This window comes from Marinarcus sediminis (SeqCode) (assembly GCF_048571275.1).
Taxonomy (GTDB): domain Bacteria; phylum Campylobacterota; class Campylobacteria; order Campylobacterales; family Arcobacteraceae; genus Marinarcus; species Marinarcus sediminis.
Genome location: NZ_CP182357.1, coordinates 866,696 through 884,278, shown reverse-complemented (window position 1 = coordinate 884,278; position 17,583 = coordinate 866,696). Strand labels below are relative to the sequence as shown.

The 17,583-nt window shown below is 34.2% G+C and carries 13 protein-coding genes; 8 read left to right on the top strand and 5 right to left on the bottom strand.

Features of this window, described 5'->3' with window-relative positions; genetic code table 11:
* Position 1 precedes the first annotated feature (1 nt).
* Genes cysN through ACNI3C_RS04505 form a run of 3 tightly spaced genes read left to right on the top strand, consistent with a single transcriptional unit; the run spans position 2 to position 4,276 of the window.
* On the top strand, positions 2 to 1,414 hold the full coding sequence (gene cysN / locus ACNI3C_RS04515; protein WP_419771061.1) for a sulfate adenylyltransferase subunit CysN: 1,413 nt from the start codon (positions 2 to 4) through the stop codon (positions 1,412 to 1,414).
* 8 nt (positions 1,415 to 1,422) lie between these two features.
* On the top strand, positions 1,423 to 2,985 hold the full coding sequence (locus ACNI3C_RS04510) for a nitrite/sulfite reductase (protein ID WP_419771060.1): 1,563 nt from the start codon (positions 1,423 to 1,425) through the stop codon (positions 2,983 to 2,985).
* On the top strand, positions 2,975 to 4,276 hold the full coding sequence (locus ACNI3C_RS04505; protein WP_419771059.1) for an aminotransferase class V-fold PLP-dependent enzyme: 1,302 nt from the start codon (positions 2,975 to 2,977) through the stop codon (positions 4,274 to 4,276). The genes ACNI3C_RS04510 and ACNI3C_RS04505 overlap by 11 nt, the downstream gene beginning before the upstream one ends.
* 2 nt (positions 4,277 to 4,278) lie before the next feature.
* Here the strand turns inward: ACNI3C_RS04505 and ACNI3C_RS04500 are convergent, their stop codons facing one another.
* Positions 4,279 to 6,795, bottom strand: a complete 2,517-nt coding sequence (locus tag ACNI3C_RS04500; protein WP_419771058.1) for a methyl-accepting chemotaxis protein — start codon at positions 6,793 to 6,795, stop codon at positions 4,279 to 4,281.
* Positions 6,796 to 7,079: 284 nt separating this feature from the next.
* On the opposite strand from ACNI3C_RS04500, the gene ACNI3C_RS04495 reads away from it, so the two are divergent.
* Positions 7,080 to 8,036: a metallophosphoesterase gene (locus ACNI3C_RS04495; RefSeq protein WP_419771057.1), complete on the top strand. Its 957-nt coding sequence runs from the start codon at positions 7,080 to 7,082 to the stop codon at positions 8,034 to 8,036.
* 4 nt (positions 8,037 to 8,040) lie between these two features.
* Here ACNI3C_RS04495 and ACNI3C_RS04490 read toward each other — a convergent pair whose 3' ends face one another.
* Positions 8,041 to 10,083 (bottom strand): HAMP domain-containing sensor histidine kinase, encoded by a 2,043-nt coding sequence (locus ACNI3C_RS04490; protein WP_419771056.1) that lies wholly within the window; start codon positions 10,081 to 10,083, stop codon positions 8,041 to 8,043.
* A complete protein-coding gene (locus ACNI3C_RS04485) occupies positions 10,080 to 11,027 on the bottom strand; it encodes an ABC transporter substrate-binding protein (protein ID WP_419771055.1) in 948 nt (315 codons plus the stop codon). The genes ACNI3C_RS04490 and ACNI3C_RS04485 overlap by 4 nt, the downstream gene beginning before the upstream one ends.
* A 298-nt stretch (positions 11,028 to 11,325) precedes the next feature.
* On the opposite strand from ACNI3C_RS04485, the gene ACNI3C_RS04480 reads away from it, so the two are divergent.
* From ACNI3C_RS04480 to ACNI3C_RS04465, 4 genes are read left to right on the top strand one after another with little or no spacing between them, the layout of a single operon-like run.
* Positions 11,326 to 12,357 (top strand): sensor histidine kinase, encoded by a 1,032-nt coding sequence (locus ACNI3C_RS04480; protein WP_419771054.1) that lies wholly within the window; start codon positions 11,326 to 11,328, stop codon positions 12,355 to 12,357.
* Positions 12,354 to 13,043: a response regulator gene (locus ACNI3C_RS04475; RefSeq protein WP_419771053.1), complete on the top strand. Its 690-nt coding sequence runs from the start codon at positions 12,354 to 12,356 to the stop codon at positions 13,041 to 13,043. Before ACNI3C_RS04480 ends, ACNI3C_RS04475 begins: the two co-directional genes overlap by 4 nt.
* 13 nt (positions 13,044 to 13,056) lie before the next feature.
* On the top strand, positions 13,057 to 14,382 hold the full coding sequence (locus ACNI3C_RS04470) for a TrkH family potassium uptake protein (RefSeq protein ID WP_419771052.1): 1,326 nt from the start codon (positions 13,057 to 13,059) through the stop codon (positions 14,380 to 14,382).
* Positions 14,379 to 15,029 carry a potassium channel family protein gene (locus ACNI3C_RS04465; RefSeq protein WP_419771051.1) on the top strand — a complete coding sequence of 217 codons (651 nt, stop codon included), beginning with the start codon at positions 14,379 to 14,381 and terminating at the stop codon, positions 15,027 to 15,029. The genes ACNI3C_RS04470 and ACNI3C_RS04465 overlap by 4 nt, the downstream gene beginning before the upstream one ends.
* Before the next feature lie 38 nt (positions 15,030 to 15,067).
* Here the strand turns inward: ACNI3C_RS04465 and ACNI3C_RS04460 are convergent, their stop codons facing one another.
* Both ACNI3C_RS04460 and typA read right to left on the bottom strand, forming a co-directional pair.
* A complete protein-coding gene (locus ACNI3C_RS04460) occupies positions 15,068 to 15,484 on the bottom strand; it encodes an Hsp20/alpha crystallin family protein (protein ID WP_419771050.1) in 417 nt (138 codons plus the stop codon).
* A gap of 162 nt (positions 15,485 to 15,646) precedes the next feature.
* On the bottom strand, positions 15,647 to 17,461 hold the full coding sequence (gene typA, locus ACNI3C_RS04455; RefSeq protein WP_419771049.1) for a translational GTPase TypA: 1,815 nt from the start codon (positions 17,459 to 17,461) through the stop codon (positions 15,647 to 15,649).
* Between the last annotated feature and the right edge of the window lie 122 nt (positions 17,462 to 17,583).

Genomic DNA, 17,583 nt, shown 5'->3' with positions numbered 1-17,583 from the left:
GATGTCAATACAAGAAACAAAAATAGCCAACGATATAGAGAGCTACTTAAAAGAGCACGAGAATAAACAACTGCTAAGATTTATTACTTGTGGAAGTGTTGATGATGGTAAAAGTACCTTAATTGGAAGACTTTTACACGACTCTAAAATGATTTTTGAAGACCAATTGGCTGCCATTAAAAATGACACTAAAAAATCAGGAACCACAGGTGAAGAGTTTGACTTAGCCCTGTTAGTGGATGGTTTACAAAGTGAACGAGAACAAGGTATTACCATTGATGTAGCGTACCGATATTTTGCAACCGATAAAAGAAAATTCATCATTGCCGATACTCCCGGTCATGAGCAATATACAAGAAATATGGCCACGGGTGCGAGTACGGCTGACTTAGCCATTATTTTAATTGATGCCCGATATGGGATTCAAACGCAAACCAAACGACACTCTTTTATTGCCAAATTATTGGGAATTAAACACATTATTGTGGCGGTCAATAAAATGGACTTGGTGGATTTCAGTGAAACAAGATACAATGAGATTGTCAAAGATTATTTGATTTTTGCCAAAGAGTTGGGCTTGACTGACGATATTACGTTAATTCCTTTAAGTGCGTTAAATGGGGACAACGTAGTAAATGTATCTCCAAAATCACCTTGGTACAAGGGTGATACGTTGATGCACACACTAGAAAATATTGAAATTGCCAACGACAGAGACTTAGTTCACTTTAGAATGCCCGTTCAATATGTCAACCGACCAAACTTAGACTTCAGAGGTTTTTGTGGAACAGTGGCGTCTGGAATCATCAACGTAGGTGATGCGGTAACGGTTTTACCTTCGGGGAAAAGCTCAACGGTTAAAGAGATTATTACCTATGATGCTAACCTTGATTATGCCTATGCACAACAAGCCATTACAATTACATTAAACGATGAAATCGACATCAGTCGTGGGGATATTTTGGTTAAAAGCAATGAACAACCTGACAGTGCAACCGCATTGGATGTCAATATTGTTTGGATGAGTGAAGAGCCATTATTAAAAGGGAAATCGTACTTTATCAAACGTGCTTCAACGGTGACTACAGGTTCTATTGAAGAGTTTTATTATAAAACCGATGTCAATACCTTAGAACATCAAAACACAAGCACACTCAATCTCAATGAGATTGGTCATGCCAAATTGGATTTGGAACAAGCCATAGCGTTTGATCCGTATGAAAACAACAAAGCGATGGGTTCTTTTATTATCATCAATAGAATTACCAACAACACAGTTGGAGCAGGAATGATTGTCAATAAATCGACCACGCAAGCCAAAAGACGAGCGGGTGAATATTCAGCTTTTGAAGTTGAGTTTAATGCACTTGTGAGAAAACACTTTCCACATTGGGAAGCAAAAGAAATATTTTAGGAAATCGTATGAGTAAAGAGACAGCAGCTCAAAGAGTTGAAAGAATAAAAAAAGAGAAAGATGGATTAGACGTTTTACAAGATATTTATGTATACGCCGTATTAGGTGAAGCCGTTAATCCAGAAGATATTGACCGTTTTAAATGGTATGGTCTGTATACTCAAAACAGAAATCTGCAAGATGAAAATGACAATACTTTATACTTCATGTTACGGGTTAAACTTCCCAATGGAGAGCTTAACTTAGAACAAATAGAGAGACTTGCCCATATTTCAAATGAGTATGCAAGAGGAACGGCTGATTTTACAACCCGACAAGATATTCAGTTTCACTATATCACGGTTGCAAATCTGCCTGCAATCTTTACCCAACTGCACGAAGTGGGATTAAGCACCGTTTTTGCAGCGGGAGATGTTCCCAGAAACGTAGTTACGTGTCCAGTAAATGGCATTGATCATGACCAAATTTGTGATGTGAGACCTTTGGTTGAAAAAGTCAATGCCTATTTTGCAGGAAATAAAAACCTTTCAAACTTGCCCAGAAAATATAAAGTCTCTATCAGTGGGTGTAATAAACACTGTATTTCGCATGAAATTCAAGATTTGAGTTTCACCGCAACCAAAGTCTCTGATACAAAAACCTTGTTTGACGTTCACGTAGGTGGAGGTTTGGCTTCAAATAAACAGTTTGCGCACCATATTGGTTATGTCACTGCTTCTCAAGTCTTACCTACGGTTAAAGCCGTTTCTAAAATCTATAAAGAGCATGGGAACAGAGAGAACAGAAGAAAAGCACGATTGGGACATATTATCCAAGAGTGGGGCATTGAAAAATTCAAAGAGGTGTTACATGAGAACATCAATTTTGTTTTAAAAGAGCAAAAAGTTCAAGATTTTACTGCGTATGAAAAACGGGAACACTTTGGCATTCATGAAAGTACCGTACGAAGTAAAAGTTATATTGGGTGTGCCATCAGCAGTGGAAATATTACGGCAACAGGATTGTTAAATCTTTTATCCGTAATGAAAAAATATGAGGCAACCACAATAAAAACAACAACGACACAAAATTTTGTGATTTTAGATGCACCTACACTGCAAGCTCAAGAGATGGCAAAAGATTTGGATGCCGTTAATATTCAAACCAAACCATCGGTATTTAATGCTCGAACATTGGCATGTACGGGACTTAATTTTTGTAAATTTGCCATCAGTGAAACCAAAGGTTTGGCCAAAGAGATTGTGGCACATTTAGAGCATAAATTCCCCGATTTCCAAGAAAAGATCTCTATCAGTGTGAACGGTTGTCCCAATTCATGTGCACACCCACATATTGTTGATATTGGATTAATTGGGTGTAAAGTCAAACAAAACGATGAAACTGTTACTGGTTTTGAACTGGTATTGGGTGGACATTTAGAAGGCAGTAAAAGCCGTTTTGGAGAGAAACCCAACATTAAGTTTCCTGCAAGTGATGCTCCCAAAATAATAGAAGATTTAATTATAAAATATATTAAAAGTGGTTATACTTCTTTTAATGATTTTGTTTTAAAGCTGGGAAATGACAAGTAAACTTTTTAAACCATTTTTTTCAAAAGATACCAATAAACTTGACTATATTAAATACAACACCATAGGCATTCATAAAACTCAATACTTTGATTATACAGCATCAGGATTGGGTTTTCGTCCTATTGAAAACAGAATCTATGATATTTTAAAAACCTATGCCAATACACACTCAAAAGAGGCGTCAATGGCTTTTTTAACCAACAGTTATTATGAACAAGCCATCCAAAGTCTTTACAACTCACTTGAAGTTTCTGATGAATTTGCCATTTTACCCACAGGGTGTGGTGCAACGGCTGCAATTAAAAAATTTCAAGAACTTTTAGGTCTGTATATCCCTCCAGCAACACTTCAACGATTACAATTAACTGTCAATAAATCCGATTTACCACTGGTAATTGTTGGCCCTTATGAGCATCACTCTAATGAGGTAAGTTATCGAGAAGCATTATGTGAAGTGATGAGGATTCAACTTAATGCAGAGGGGTTAATGGACTTGGTGCAGCTTGAAACCATTTTAAAAGCCAATCAACATCGAGATATCATTGCTACTTTTTGTATTGCTTCCAATGTCACGGGCATTATCACCTGTTATAAAGAGATTTCAAATTTACTCAGAAAATACAAAGCCATTGTCTGTTTTGATGCGGCAGCGAGCTCTTCATCTATGAACATTGATTGTCAATATTATGATGCCATGATTCTCTCTCCACATAAACTCTTAGGAGGCCCAGGAAGTTGTGGATTATTGGTCATTAAAAAATCACTTGTAGATACTTCATTGGCACCGAGTTTTTCAGGCGGAGGAACGGTTCAATATGTGAGCAAAACCTCTCAAATATATCACGAAGACATACAATCAAGAGAAACCGCGGGAACGCCAGGGATTTTGCAACTCATCAAAGCTGCCTTAGCCTATGCTTTACGAAATGAGATAGGATTTGAATTCATTGAACAACGAAAACAAGAACTCTTAAGTGGCTTCTTAACGCAACTTAAAAAAATCCCATCGATTAAAATTTATGGCAATCAAAATGCAAAAAACATTGGGATTGTCTCTTTTAACATAGAGAAAAAAGATCCTTATGAAATTTGTGAATTTTTATCTTCAAAAGGGATACAAACACGAGCAGGATGCTCTTGTGCTGGACCGTATGGCCATGATTTATTGGGATTAAAAGATCAAATTGATTTAGCAGACAAACCCGGATGGGTGAGAATCTCTATCCACTACTCTCAAACGAAAGAGGAGATAGAGACTCTTTATGAAGCCATAAAAAGTACTATGAATTAATACTACTTTTGAGTTTCACAGTTTATTTCTCTTAATTTATCTAAGAGGTTAAACACTTTAGTGGCACTGGTTTCGACATCTTTGGTGTAATTAAAGATCTCTTCATTTGAGGCACCTTTGGCGTATAAATCAACCGTTTTTTGCACTTTTGTATGAACATCTTCATGAACAATCAAAAGCTCTTTCCATTGTGAAGATTGCGCAAAAGGTTTCTCTTTATTTTCATCTATCCATTTCCCCAAATCACACTCATTGTGATTTTTAACCGTAAACGTTTTCCCCACGCCACAGTTACAGAAATTATTGTCTTTAAATACGATGTGATCTGATTTGAGTTTATTGATTCTAAAAATCAGATTCGGTTCACAAATGCGTTTTTTAGAAGCTTCATTATACGTAGTGTTACTGACCGCATTTTTGAGTTGTTCCACCAACTCTTGCGTGTTTTGCGCCATTGCACTGATATTTGAAGCCAATGAAGCATTCTCTTGTGTTGCTTTATCCAATGAGTTCACGGTATCGGTAATTTGGATAATGGCATTTTGTTGCTCTTTTGAAGCATTGGCAACTTCTTCAATCAGTCCAATGGTAGTACTGATATTTTCATCCAATTCGGTGTATCCATGAAGCATTTTATCCGTAATAACTTTGCTCTCATTGGCTTTATTGGTAGCACTCTCCACCAAATTCTTAATATCTTTCGCCGCTTCTGCACTTCGTGTAGCAAGGTTTCTCACTTCCGCAGCAACAACCGCAAACCCTTTACCCGCTTCTCCTGCAGTAGCCGCTTCAACGGCTGCATTTAAACTTAAAATATTGGTCTGGAATGCAATTTGGTCGATAATTGAGATGGCTTCCAAAATCATATTGACCTCTTTACTCAACTCATCCATTGAATTAACCGTTTGGTGCGCCAACTGTTTCCCTACTTCATTTGACTTCGTAACATTTTGTGCATACGTTGTCATTTTTTGAGCATTGGCACTGCTTTGTTTAATTGTTGCGGCAATCTCTTCAATGGCTGCAGCTGTCTCTTCTAATGACACCGCTTGAATATTGGATGAATCACTTAACTTTCTTGATGCCGTTGATAACTCTTTTGAACTGTACTCTAATTTAATATTTGAACTGTCAATTAACGCCATCACTTCAGACATAGTAGATTGCGTCACTCGAATACCATTAAACAGCGATGCAATAAGACCCGTTGTACCATCTATCGTTGATATCTCTTTATCATATTTGGCATGAGAGAGTTCAATCAAGGCTTGAGAAATTGCCAATAAGCTTTGACTGGTTGTTTGAATCATGTTGTTAATAACTGCAATTAAAGAAGCCACCTCTTTTGAATTTGCCTCTTTGGTAATCCTATCATTAAACAATCCTACATTGACTTTTTCAATGACTTTTCTGGCTTCATCAATAACCTCAGTATCAATTTCCATACCGTTTTTAATCCCCGATAAATACTCATTAAAGCTGGTAACAACATCGCCAATTTCATCATTATTTTTTATAGGAATTAAAGTAGATTTTGTACGACTCTCTTTTATTCCATCAATGGCTTTTTTTAAATCTTTTATAGGACTTATAATATTACTTCTCATCGTTATTAAAGAGACAATAAGTGTTGCGAACAGAGAAATCACTAACAGAGTCAAAGCAATCGCAATCAAATTGGTCGCTTGATCAATGGCCAAATGGACAATGGCATGTGGTCTTCCCACTAAGGCTAGTCCAATCACTTTATTTTCATAATCTTTGATATCAATGTAACTGTATGTATAGTTATCTGTATTTAAAATTTTATCTTTTTTTAAGACTTTAAAATCTATTTTTTTGGCATCTTCTAAAAACGCTTTGTTCACAAATTTTTGAGAAATAACATAATCTTTTAACATCTTTTCAGGAGCAATTTTTGCCACCGCCAAAGAAGCATCCATTAAAAGTAAAAACCCATCTTCTGTTTTATCAAAAAGTTTAGCAACCGAATTAATCCCTTGCATGAACTCCAATGAACCTAAATGTTCACTGTTAGAGGAAAGAATAGGTACAACTGAACGAATACTTAATCCCGCTTTACCCACTTCAAAAGTATTTACCACTTGTTCTGTTTCATTGACTTTAACCACGCTGTGTCTGAATGAACTTAAATCATCTCCATACTTATCTGGAACCCAACTTCTTAAAAAGGATTTGTTATCGGCTGTATGAATATGCACTTTAATGTTTTTAAAGGGTGTACTCTCTTTCATTTTTGCCGACAAACTTGAAAGCGTTTCCATGGCTAAAGCTCTGTCATTCGATTGCAAGGCCTTTTGTAACATACGATCATTAGCAATTGATATCGCATTAGAGATGCCCACATCAAATTTTGATTCAATTCTATCTTTTGCCAATGTTTGCATATCCGAAATAATATTCGTATACACATCTTCAACCAATGTCTTTTTGTAGCCATTCAATATCAAATATCCTACTATCATTGTAACAAACGTAACACTCAACGAAATTAACATAAATTTCCTAGAAATGGTCATTTTATTCATTAATACTTCTCCCTAGTGACTAGTTTGTGTCATTATATCGTTTCCTCACTTAATAAAAAAGGGGGAATAGACAATAAATTATTATATAATACTTCATGAGACTTTTAATATTTATGACCATTTTCTTATTTGTTTTTCTAATACTGAGTATATATGTTTCAAAACGTTTCATTAACAAGCTCCACTTAAAAACAAAATACAAATATGTGCTTAATTCTCTCCTTATCGTCAATTTATTGAGTGTTTTTGGATATATGCTTGTCAGATACTACCCTGTTGTACCCAATACTGTTTACTTTTTATTAAGTATTCCCATTGGTATTATTTTTTTATTATTTACCACCACGCTAGTGTATGATTTTTTTTCATACACAATAAATAAAACCGTAAAAGATGAACCCAGAAGAACTTTTTTTAAAAAATCTTTAGATATTGCCTCTCTTGTTCTCGCAACTTCAGTCAATGCAAAAGCCATCTACAATGCAAGAACCATAAACATTGAAGACGTATCAATAAAAATAAACAACTTAACAAAAAAATACACCCTTGTTCAAATCAGTGATATCCATATAGGTGGACTCATCAACACTGAATTTATGGCTTCTTTGATTAAAAAAATCAATCATTTAACACCTGATATAGTAGTTATTACTGGGGATTTGATTGATACAGATATGACCTATGCTAAAAATGCAGTTGATCAGTTACAAAACATACAATCAAAATATGGCACCTATTTTATTGTGGGCAACCATGAATACTTTCATGATGTGGGCAAAATTATTTCGTATGTCAAAACATTGGGCATTAAAGTTTTAGAAAATGAATCTGTCTATATTGGAGAAGCATCAAAAGGGTTTAACCTCTGTGGTGTTTACGATATTTTTGGGTATCGTACCAAAGAGTATGTGCCAGATATTAACAAAGCACTGGAAAATATTGATGAAAATTCTCCCACACTTCTTCTGGCTCACCAACCAAAATATATCTATGAAGTTCCTTCCTCTATTGACTTAGTGCTCAGTGGACACACGCATGGTGGACAAATTGTCCCTTTTAATCTTTTAGTCAGACTTGTACAACCTTACATAAAAGGTCTGCACCAACACAATGAAACCACACAAATATATGTCAATAAAGGGACAGGATTTTGGGGTCCGCCTATGAGATTAGGTGCAAGCAGTGAAGTGACCCATATTACGTTAAGTTAATATACTAAAGCGGTATTTCTATTTTAAACATAGTCCCTTTGCCCTCTTGGCTTTCACACGTAATTGACCCTTTTAAATTGGTTGTGACTAAATTATACACGACATTTAATCCCAGCCCTAAAGTGGCATTTTCTGTTTTGGTTGAGAAAAAAGGTTCATATATTTTTGATAAATTTTTCTTGGATATACCTTTACCATCATCACGGTATTTCAACATAAGGTTCTTTGCATTTTTACTGACAGAGATAAAAATCATACCTTTATCTGTTTGATTATAAGCATGTTCAAGTGAATTGGATACCAAATGAGTAATAATTTGAACAAAAAATCCAGGAAAAGAGGTAATCTCAAGCATATCATCACACTCAATATTAAATTCGATATTTCGTTGTTTGGTTAAATGCTCTATACTGATTAGTATGCCTCTTATATACTCTTTAACTTTAAAAAGTCTTTTTTGTTCACTGGTTTGATCAATGGCCACTTGTTTAAAGTTTTCTACAATTTTTTCCATTTTAGTCAAATTGGATACAATAGATTTCACCAAACTTGTCGAACTGTTCAAATATGATTCACACTCCTCTTCTTTCAAACACTTTTGAGTGAATTTTTCATTTGCCTCTTCATAAAGATAATCCAAGTGCGAAGCAACAGTAACACTCAGTCCTAAAGGCGGACTGATTTGATGAGCGACGCCTGAAACCAAACTTCCAAGACTGGCAAGTTTTTCACTCTCAACAAGTTTATTTTGAGTTATTCTTAAATTCTCAATCATCACCTCAAGCTCATCATTGTACTCTTGCAAATCAATATTTTTATTCTCTATTTCTAATTCCAATGCCTTTTTATCTTGAATATTTCGCCATACTCCATGCACTAAAGCTTCATTGTCTATAACAATTCTTGTTAAAACAATTTCCGCCCAAAACTCTTCTCCATTGACTTTTTTATGCATCCACTCAAACTGCGCACTTCCTTCATTCAAACATTTTTGAATATGTTTATTGGCCAATTCAGAGGATTTTTGGCCATTGGGCTGAAATACGGGAGAGACATCTTCTCTTTTCATTTTTAAGAAAGCCTCTTTACTCTCACAACCCAACATCTTTACAAGAGCCTGATTACAAGCAATAAATCTGTCCTTTTTATATAAAGAGACCCCATCATACGCATCATTAAAGAGTGTTTCAAAAACCTCTTTTTCTGTTTCCAACTCTTTGGTTCTTAATCTGACCTCTTCTTGAAGTTCGCTGTTAAATGCTTTTATCTTCTCTTCTTGCACTTTAAGTTGAGTAATGTCTTCTGAAATCTTATCTCTCATTCTTCTGAAATTTTCTGACAATATTTTCAGCTCTTTAACTCCCAAAACTTCAATTTCTGCATTTAAATTTCCCGAGGTAATCTCTTTTGAAACATTCGATAAGTTATCAATGGGTTTTAATGTTTTTCTTACAATCAATAAAATAAGCAATGAAATAAACAACAATATCACAAAAGAAATCGCCAAAAACTCTTCCTCAAAAGCATATAACTCTTTGTATTTATGCTCTTGATTCACTCGATATCCCACTATCCAATCCCAAGGTTCAAAATATTTAAAAATAATCCATCGATTATTATCATATTTTAAAATATCAAAATTGCCATTTTTTTCTTTTGTTATTTTTAAAAATACAGGTTTATTTTGATACAAGTAGACATTCTCTTTATTGTAAACTTTATGCAGTACAAGAACTCTGTTTTCATCTATAATAAAAGGGTAACTCTCCTTTCCTTTATCAAAAACTTTTTTGATAATCTCTAAAGTACTCTCTTTAAATCGCTCTTCATATGCCTCTTTCATTTGTGTTTTTAAAAGTGTTTGATATTTTTGATTGATAAGAAAAATGATATTATCAATTTTTTCACTGTAGAGTTGCTCTTGTGCAATGTCAATCTCCTTTTTCAAATCGTGATATGAAAAATAGAAAATTGTACCTATGCCCAAGACAATAATCGTAAGAATGGGAATTAAAAGTGCCGTTTTTAAAGAGTTGTTTTTTATCATTTGACCAGTACCGCATTATCTATAATATCAAAAGGAAATACGATATCAAGCTTTTTTGCTAAAGTTGTATTTATATAAATATTTGCTTTTTGATTTACAACTATTGGTATATTTTTTATATTTTCACCCTTTAGAACTCTAAGGGCTGCATTGGCTACGCACTCACCTTGCTCTTCAGGCTTATTAGCAAAAATTAGCAAAGCAAAATTATTTAAAGTAATATCCCAAGCAGCAGATGGTATTTTAGTCTCCTTTTGGACAAAATTTTTTAACTCCTCTTTATTTTTATCCCAATTTACTAACGCCCCACTATTCCCAAGGAGTAAAATATCTGTATTATTTTGTAAATATATAAAATTCTTTTTCCATTCTTCTATTGTTGTTGCATACATTTTAGTGATTTTTTGATTTAACTGTTTTTCAAAAAATTGATTCTGCGATTTGACACTAAATGAATCATCATCTAAACTACCTATTCTCGTCCCCTTTGCATATTTTTTTAAAGTATCAACAAGTTGGGGAATAAGCTTGACTTCTTCCATTCCAGTTATATTACTAGGTAGTTGTTCATACTTCTTTATAGTACCATTTATACCGCAAAAAATAATTGGAATAGTTGAATTTTTAAAATAGGGTAAAATAACATATTTAATAGCATTATCATCAGAAGCTATAATCACATCAGGTTTAAAATTTTCAATTTGATTTTTGATTTTTTGAGCTACTCTTTTTTTATAAGATTCACTGTTATTTCTTTTTGAGTCCATTTCAACTCTTTCAAATTGAATGGGAAGTGCGGATTTTTCCAAAACTTCTTTAATGGTTTTTTCAATCCCATCACTCCAATAAAGACCGGAATGGTAAGAATTTATATAAAAAACCCTCTTAGCGTTGGCATGCAAAAAAAGAGTAAATAAAAGTAATAAAAACAGAATTTGTCTCATGATTTCTACTTTTTGTTTATTATATCATAACTTGTAACTTATTAAAAATATTATAAAAATAAATCATCCACCCCTTTATTTTCAGAGATCTTAAGTATGTCTCATTGCTCAATTTACAGAAATCTTTATAATATTTTGATATTATTTAGAGTTTATTGATATTTTATTGATACATTATCTCATATAATACAAAGGAGAAAGATTGAAAGAGATGAGACATGCCGATATCCAATATTATTATGCTATTCATTTTAGTATTCTTAACATTTGTCCTCGCATTAAAATTGCCTAAAGCCTAATGAAAAAGTTGTTTATAAACTATTTGCCATATAGCTACACACTTAAGGCTTTAGGTATTTTGGCCGTAATAACATTCATAAGCCACATATTTAGAGAACATTTAGATATCATCAATATCGGGTTAATCCACATCATTCCCGTTGTTGTCGTTGCAATTCATGGCAATGTTAAGGCAACTATATTTATGACGATATTAAGCGTCATCTTTTTCAACTTCTTATATATACCTCCTTTATATAGCTTTACTGTGCATAATGAACTCTACATTTGGAGTTTCATCATTTTCGCAATTGTAGGTTGGATTATCACAGTACAGGCTAAAAACTTAAATTTACAAACCAAACAAAATCAACTCAGGGAGAGTTTGTTGCATATTATTTCTCACGATTTAAGAACACCTCTTTCTACCATTCATGGCACCATTAATCTGATTTTATCAAATGAACATTTAGACAAAAACAGCCTGCACAACCTTTTAGAAGATATCAATTATGCCTCTTTACGAATGAAACGACTCATCACCAATTTACTTGACAGTGCAAGATTAACCAGTGGGGATATTGATTTAAAACTCGAATGGTGCGATTTTGAAGATATTATAGGCGTTGCTTTAGAAGATTTTTCACAAAAACAAAATGAAGAGTTACTCTCTATTAAAGTAGATGAATTGGGTCTGTATTGGGGAGACAATACCCTCTTAACCCAATTGATAGTAAATTTATTGGACAATGCATTTAAATATTCTAAAAACAACACACCCATTAATTTAGAGATACTCAATTTCAATAAATTTATAAAAATTAAGATTTTCAATCAAAGTGAATATATCGATACAAAAAAATTAAAAAACATTTTTGACAAGTTTTATCGTCTTGAAGATACCAACGACATTTCAGGAAGTGGTATTGGTTTAGCCATTTGTAAAAGTATTGTTAAACTGCACAATGGTGAAATTAAAGCGTTTCCAAAAGAGAATGGCATTTCAATCGAAATTGATTTGCCCATTATTAAAAAGGCGGCTTTGTTATGAAAAACCTCATACAAATTATCGAAGATGATACCTCTGTGAGAAAACTCTTAGAAATCACGTTTAAAGAGTATGAATTCAATTTTGTCTCCAGTGAGAATAAAAAAAATGCCATGATAATGTTTTTAAGCCACAATCCAGATTTGGTCATTGTCGATTTGGGTCTTCCTGATGGCGATGGCAAAGAGTTCATCAAACACATCAGAGAGATATCAAAAATTCCCGTCATTGTATTGACCGCTCGTCACGATGAAAAAGAGATCATTGCTGCTTTGGATGTGGGTGCAGATGATTATATCACCAAACCCTTTTCTGTCAATGAACTGCTCGCCCGCATACGCGCCAACTTAAGACGTAATATCAATGAAGAGACACTCTCCGACAAAATTGTATGCAATGATTTGCAGATGGATATTGCAGCACGAGACATCTTCTTTAAAGGGGAAAAACTCAAATTAACTCCCATCGAGTTTGAACTTTTGAAATACTTTTTACTCCATACCAATAAAACCTTAACGCACCAGCAAATTCTGAATGCCGTTTGGGGAACAGGGTATCAAAATGAGATGCAATATTTAAGAACCTACGTCAATACCCTCAGAAAAAAAATCGAGGAGAACAGCACTCGACCCATTTACATCAAAACAGAATCAGGCATTGGCTATAGATTTTCATGCAGTGGAAACTGAGGAGTTTTAATATATGGGACATAAATATGTCAAATCAATCTTCTTAGGCTATGCGTTTATTATTTTAATTGGCGGTCTTATCTTATCGTTGCCTATTTGCCACATAGGCAAATTGGATTTTATTGATGCCATTTTTACCTCAGCCTCTGCCACGTGTGTTACGGGATTAATTGTTACAAGCACCTCTGAAAATTTTACACTTTTAGGAGAAATGATTATCCTGCTTCTCATACAAATTGGGGGAATTGGATACATGTCTTTGGTCATTATCTTTTTCTTATTTATTCGAAATAATCTCAGTTTAGATGAAAAAAGAGCCATCAAACTCTCACTGGATTTACCCGATTTACATGTGGGCTCATTCGTTAAAAAGATATTTCTGGTGGTCTTAGTCATAGAGTGTATTGGAGCGCTAATTTTGACGTTTCAATTCAGTGCACATTATGATTTTTTAGATGCCTTGTGGTATGGTATTTTTCACAGTGTCAGTGCATTTAACAATGCAGGTTTTTCCCTTTTTACCAATAATTTGATGAGTTACCAAGACGATACCATTGCATTAATAACGCTTTCAAGTTTGGTAATATGTGGTGGTCTGGGATATTTTGTATTAATTGAAATCTATGAAAACAGAAAATTTTCAAAACGCTTTACCATTCACACCAGAATCATGATTTATGGCACCATCATTCTGATTTTGTTTGGTATGGTTCTGTTTTTATCCATAGAGTGGGTCAATCCAAAAACATTTGGAGGATTGAACTTTTATGAAAAGATTCTCAATGCTTTTTTCCTCTCAATCAACTTTAGAACCAGTGGATTTAATAGCATTGATATTGCGGGATTAAAAGACTCCTCTTTGTTTTTTTCAACTCTGTTTATGATGATAGGTTCAGGGCAAGGAAGTACAGCAGGAGGAATGAAAATTACCACGGTAGCTATTTTGGCCATTACGGTGATTTATATTTTAAAAGAGAGCAATCAACAGCCCAGTATTTTTCAAAGAACCATCGAACAAAAAATAATAAACAAAGCCTTAGCCATTATTATCTGTTCATCCTTTTTAGTGCTGTTTGCTGTATTGATTTTAGTTGAAACACAAAAATTGCCTTTTCTAAAAATACTCTTTGAAGTGGTCTCTGCTTTTGGAACGGTTGGAGTTTCTACAGGAAATGGAGATATTTTAAGTTTTTCTCAACAGTTTGATACCTTTGGGAAAAGTATCATTATTTTGCTTATGCTTGCTGGTCGTTTAGGTGTTTTTGCCTTTGGCATCATTTTGGTGGGAAAAGCAAAAACCAAACATTTTAAATACCCCATAGGAAGGATTATCATTTGAAAACTATTGCCGTTTTAGGATTAGGAAAATTTGGCTTTTATATTGCCAAAAGTTTATCTCGGATGAACATCAGTGTTATTGCAGCCGACAATGATGAACAAAAAGTTCAAGAAATCAGTGAATATGTTGACAATGCATTTGTTCTTGACAGTACAAATAAACATGCGCTTGAAGAGGTGGGCATTTACAATTTAGACACCGTTATTGTCAGTATTGGAGAAAATATTGAAGCGAGTATTTTAACGGTTATGGCACTCAAAGATTTGAACAATAAACACATTATTGCCAAAGCCATCACCTCAACACATGGAGAAATTTTGTCAAAAATTGGTGCCTTTAAAGTGATGTATCCCGAAAAAATTGCGGGTCGAATTTTGGTCAAACAGTTAATAGAAAACGTTACTCTAGAAGAGATTGATATCAGCAATACCATTAAAATCATCAAACTTTTAGCCAATGAACATTTTGTGTATAAAAGAATAGAGCAAATAGAGTCTGAAAATCCACACATAAAAGTCATCTCATACAAAACAAATGGTCAATGGAGTACCGAGATTGACCCCCGTTATCAAGTAAAAAAAGAGGATTTATTGGTGTTTTTAGGAGAGACGCGTTACATTCAAGACTTTTGTGCGGGAATATGTTGATTTAAAGCAAGGAGAGTATCAAACTCCCCTTTTTATTCTTATTTAATTTTGATGATTTTTTTATGTTTTTCTTCACTGAGTTTTGGAATGACCAACTCCAAAACACCCTCTTTTGAACTCGCTTCCACATTCTCAATATCTGCATTATCAGGCAAAGTAAAACTTCTGGAGAATTTTCCAAAAGAGGTTTCTACTTTATAATAATCCTCTTCTTTGACTTCTTCTTTTGTTTTTCGCTCTCCACTGATGGTTAAAACATTTTTATGAATATCAACTTTTATTTCATCTTTTTTCACTCCAGGTAAATCAACGTCGATGTGATACGCAAACTCCCCTTCTCGTGTATTGACTACTGGAACAAAACCACCAACACCTTCACTGCTTTGTGGGTATTGATACAATGATCTCTCTAAATCTCGCATCTGTTTAAAAGGATCAAATTTTGTTATTAACATGACTTACTCCTTAAAATAATGTATGTTGACAATTGCTTATCAACTTATGAAATTATAACACACAAAATTAGCACTTGTCAATATAGAGTGCTAATTTTTAATCAAAAAAAAGGGAAAGAGTGCAACCTCTTCCCCTTTTATCAAAGTTCTATAACGTAATGATTACGCAAATTTCTCTTTTTTTGCTGATCTTTTTCTTACAGTTGGGTCAAGTTCTCTTTTTCTTACTCTTACACTTTTTGGTGTAACTTCAACCAACTCATCTTCTTCAATCCACTCTAAAGCGTTTTCTAAAGACATTTGTCTTGGTGGAACCAATTTAATTGCTTCATCTGCTCCAGAAGATCGTACATTTGATTGTTGTTTCCCTTTGGTTGGGTTAACATCTAAATCGTTCCCTTTTGCGTGTTCACCAATAACCATTCCTACATAAACTTTATCTTGAGGTTTAACAAACATAACCCCTCTGTCTTGTAAGTTAAAAATTGAATACCCTACAGCTTCTCCCGCTTCCATAGAGACCAATGCTCCATATTTTCTTGATTCAACTGTTCCTGAGTATGGTCTGAACTCTAAGAATGAGTGGTTCATTACACCCTCACCTTTTGTTTCCGTTAAAAACTCTGTTCGAATACCAATTAACCCTCGTGCAGGAATTTCAAATTCAAGTCTTGTATAACCTTCACCCATTGGAACCATATTGGTCATATTCGCTTTTCTTTTTCCCAGTTTTTCAATGATTGCCCCACTGTGTTCATCTGGTAAGTCAATAACTAAGTGTTCAAATGGTTCAGTTTTAACGCCATCTTCAATTTTCGTAATAACTTCAGGTCTTCCAATACAGAACTCAAACCCTTCTCTTCTCATATTTTCAGCCAAAATACAAATTTGAAGTTCCCCTCTTCCGTTTACTTTAAATTTACCTTCACCATATTGCTCATAGTTCATTGCAATATTGGTATTCATTTCAGCAGCCAATCTTTCGTTGATTTTGTTTGAAGTGACAAATTTACCTTCTGTACCAGCTAATGGTGAGTCATTTACAGCAAATGTAACAGAGAGTGTTGGCTCTTCAATGTGCATAGGATCAAGTGGCATTGGATTGGTTGGGTCACATAATGAATCCCCCACATCGATTGTTTCAAAACCAGCAACGGCAACAATATCACCTGTTCCTGCGATTTTAATATCAAATCTGTCCATTCCCTTAAATCCAATCAGTTTAGAGACTCTTCCTTTTATTTTTTCACCGTCGGCTTTACATAACACCACCGTTTCACCCATTGAGATTGTTCCATTAAAAATTCTGGCAATACCAATTTTTCCAATGAAGTTATCATAATCAAGGGTAAATACTTGAAGTTGTAAACCATTTTCATCGTTTCCTACTGGTTTTGGAACCTCTTTTAAAATGGTTTCAAACAATGGAATTAAATTAAGATTTTCATCTGCCATATCAAGTTTTGCATACCCATCTCTGGCGGCTGCATAAATTACTGGGAATTCCAATTGTTCTTCTGTTGCATCCATTTGTGCAAATAGGTCAAATACTTCATCTACAACTCTCTCTGGATCGCCACCTGGTTTGTCAATTTTATTGACAACAACGATTGGTCTGTGACCCAATTGTAGAGCTTTTTTCACAACAAATTTTGTTTGAGGCATAACCCCTTCTTGTGCATCCACAAGAAGTAAAACAGAATCCACCATTTTTAAGACCCGTTCAACTTCTCCACCAAAGTCAGCATGGCCTGGAGTGTCAATGATGTTAATTCTTACCCCTTCATAATCGATAGCTGTATTTTTAGAAAGGATGGTAATCCCTCTCTCTTTTTCAATATCATTGCTGTCCATAACTCTTTCATCTATGTGTGCGTGAGCTGAAAAAGTTCCAGATTGCTTTAATAACTCATCAACAAGTGTTGTTTTACCGTGGTCAACGTGCGCGATTACGGCAATATTTCTAATATCTCTCATTTATTCTCTTTTTATATTTAAATTTTCGCGATTATACTAAAATTTAGCTTAAAGCTATTGTATTTTTGCTGTTTATTGCTATTTGTCAAGAAATTGTCAAGGAAATATTCATGGATACTTGA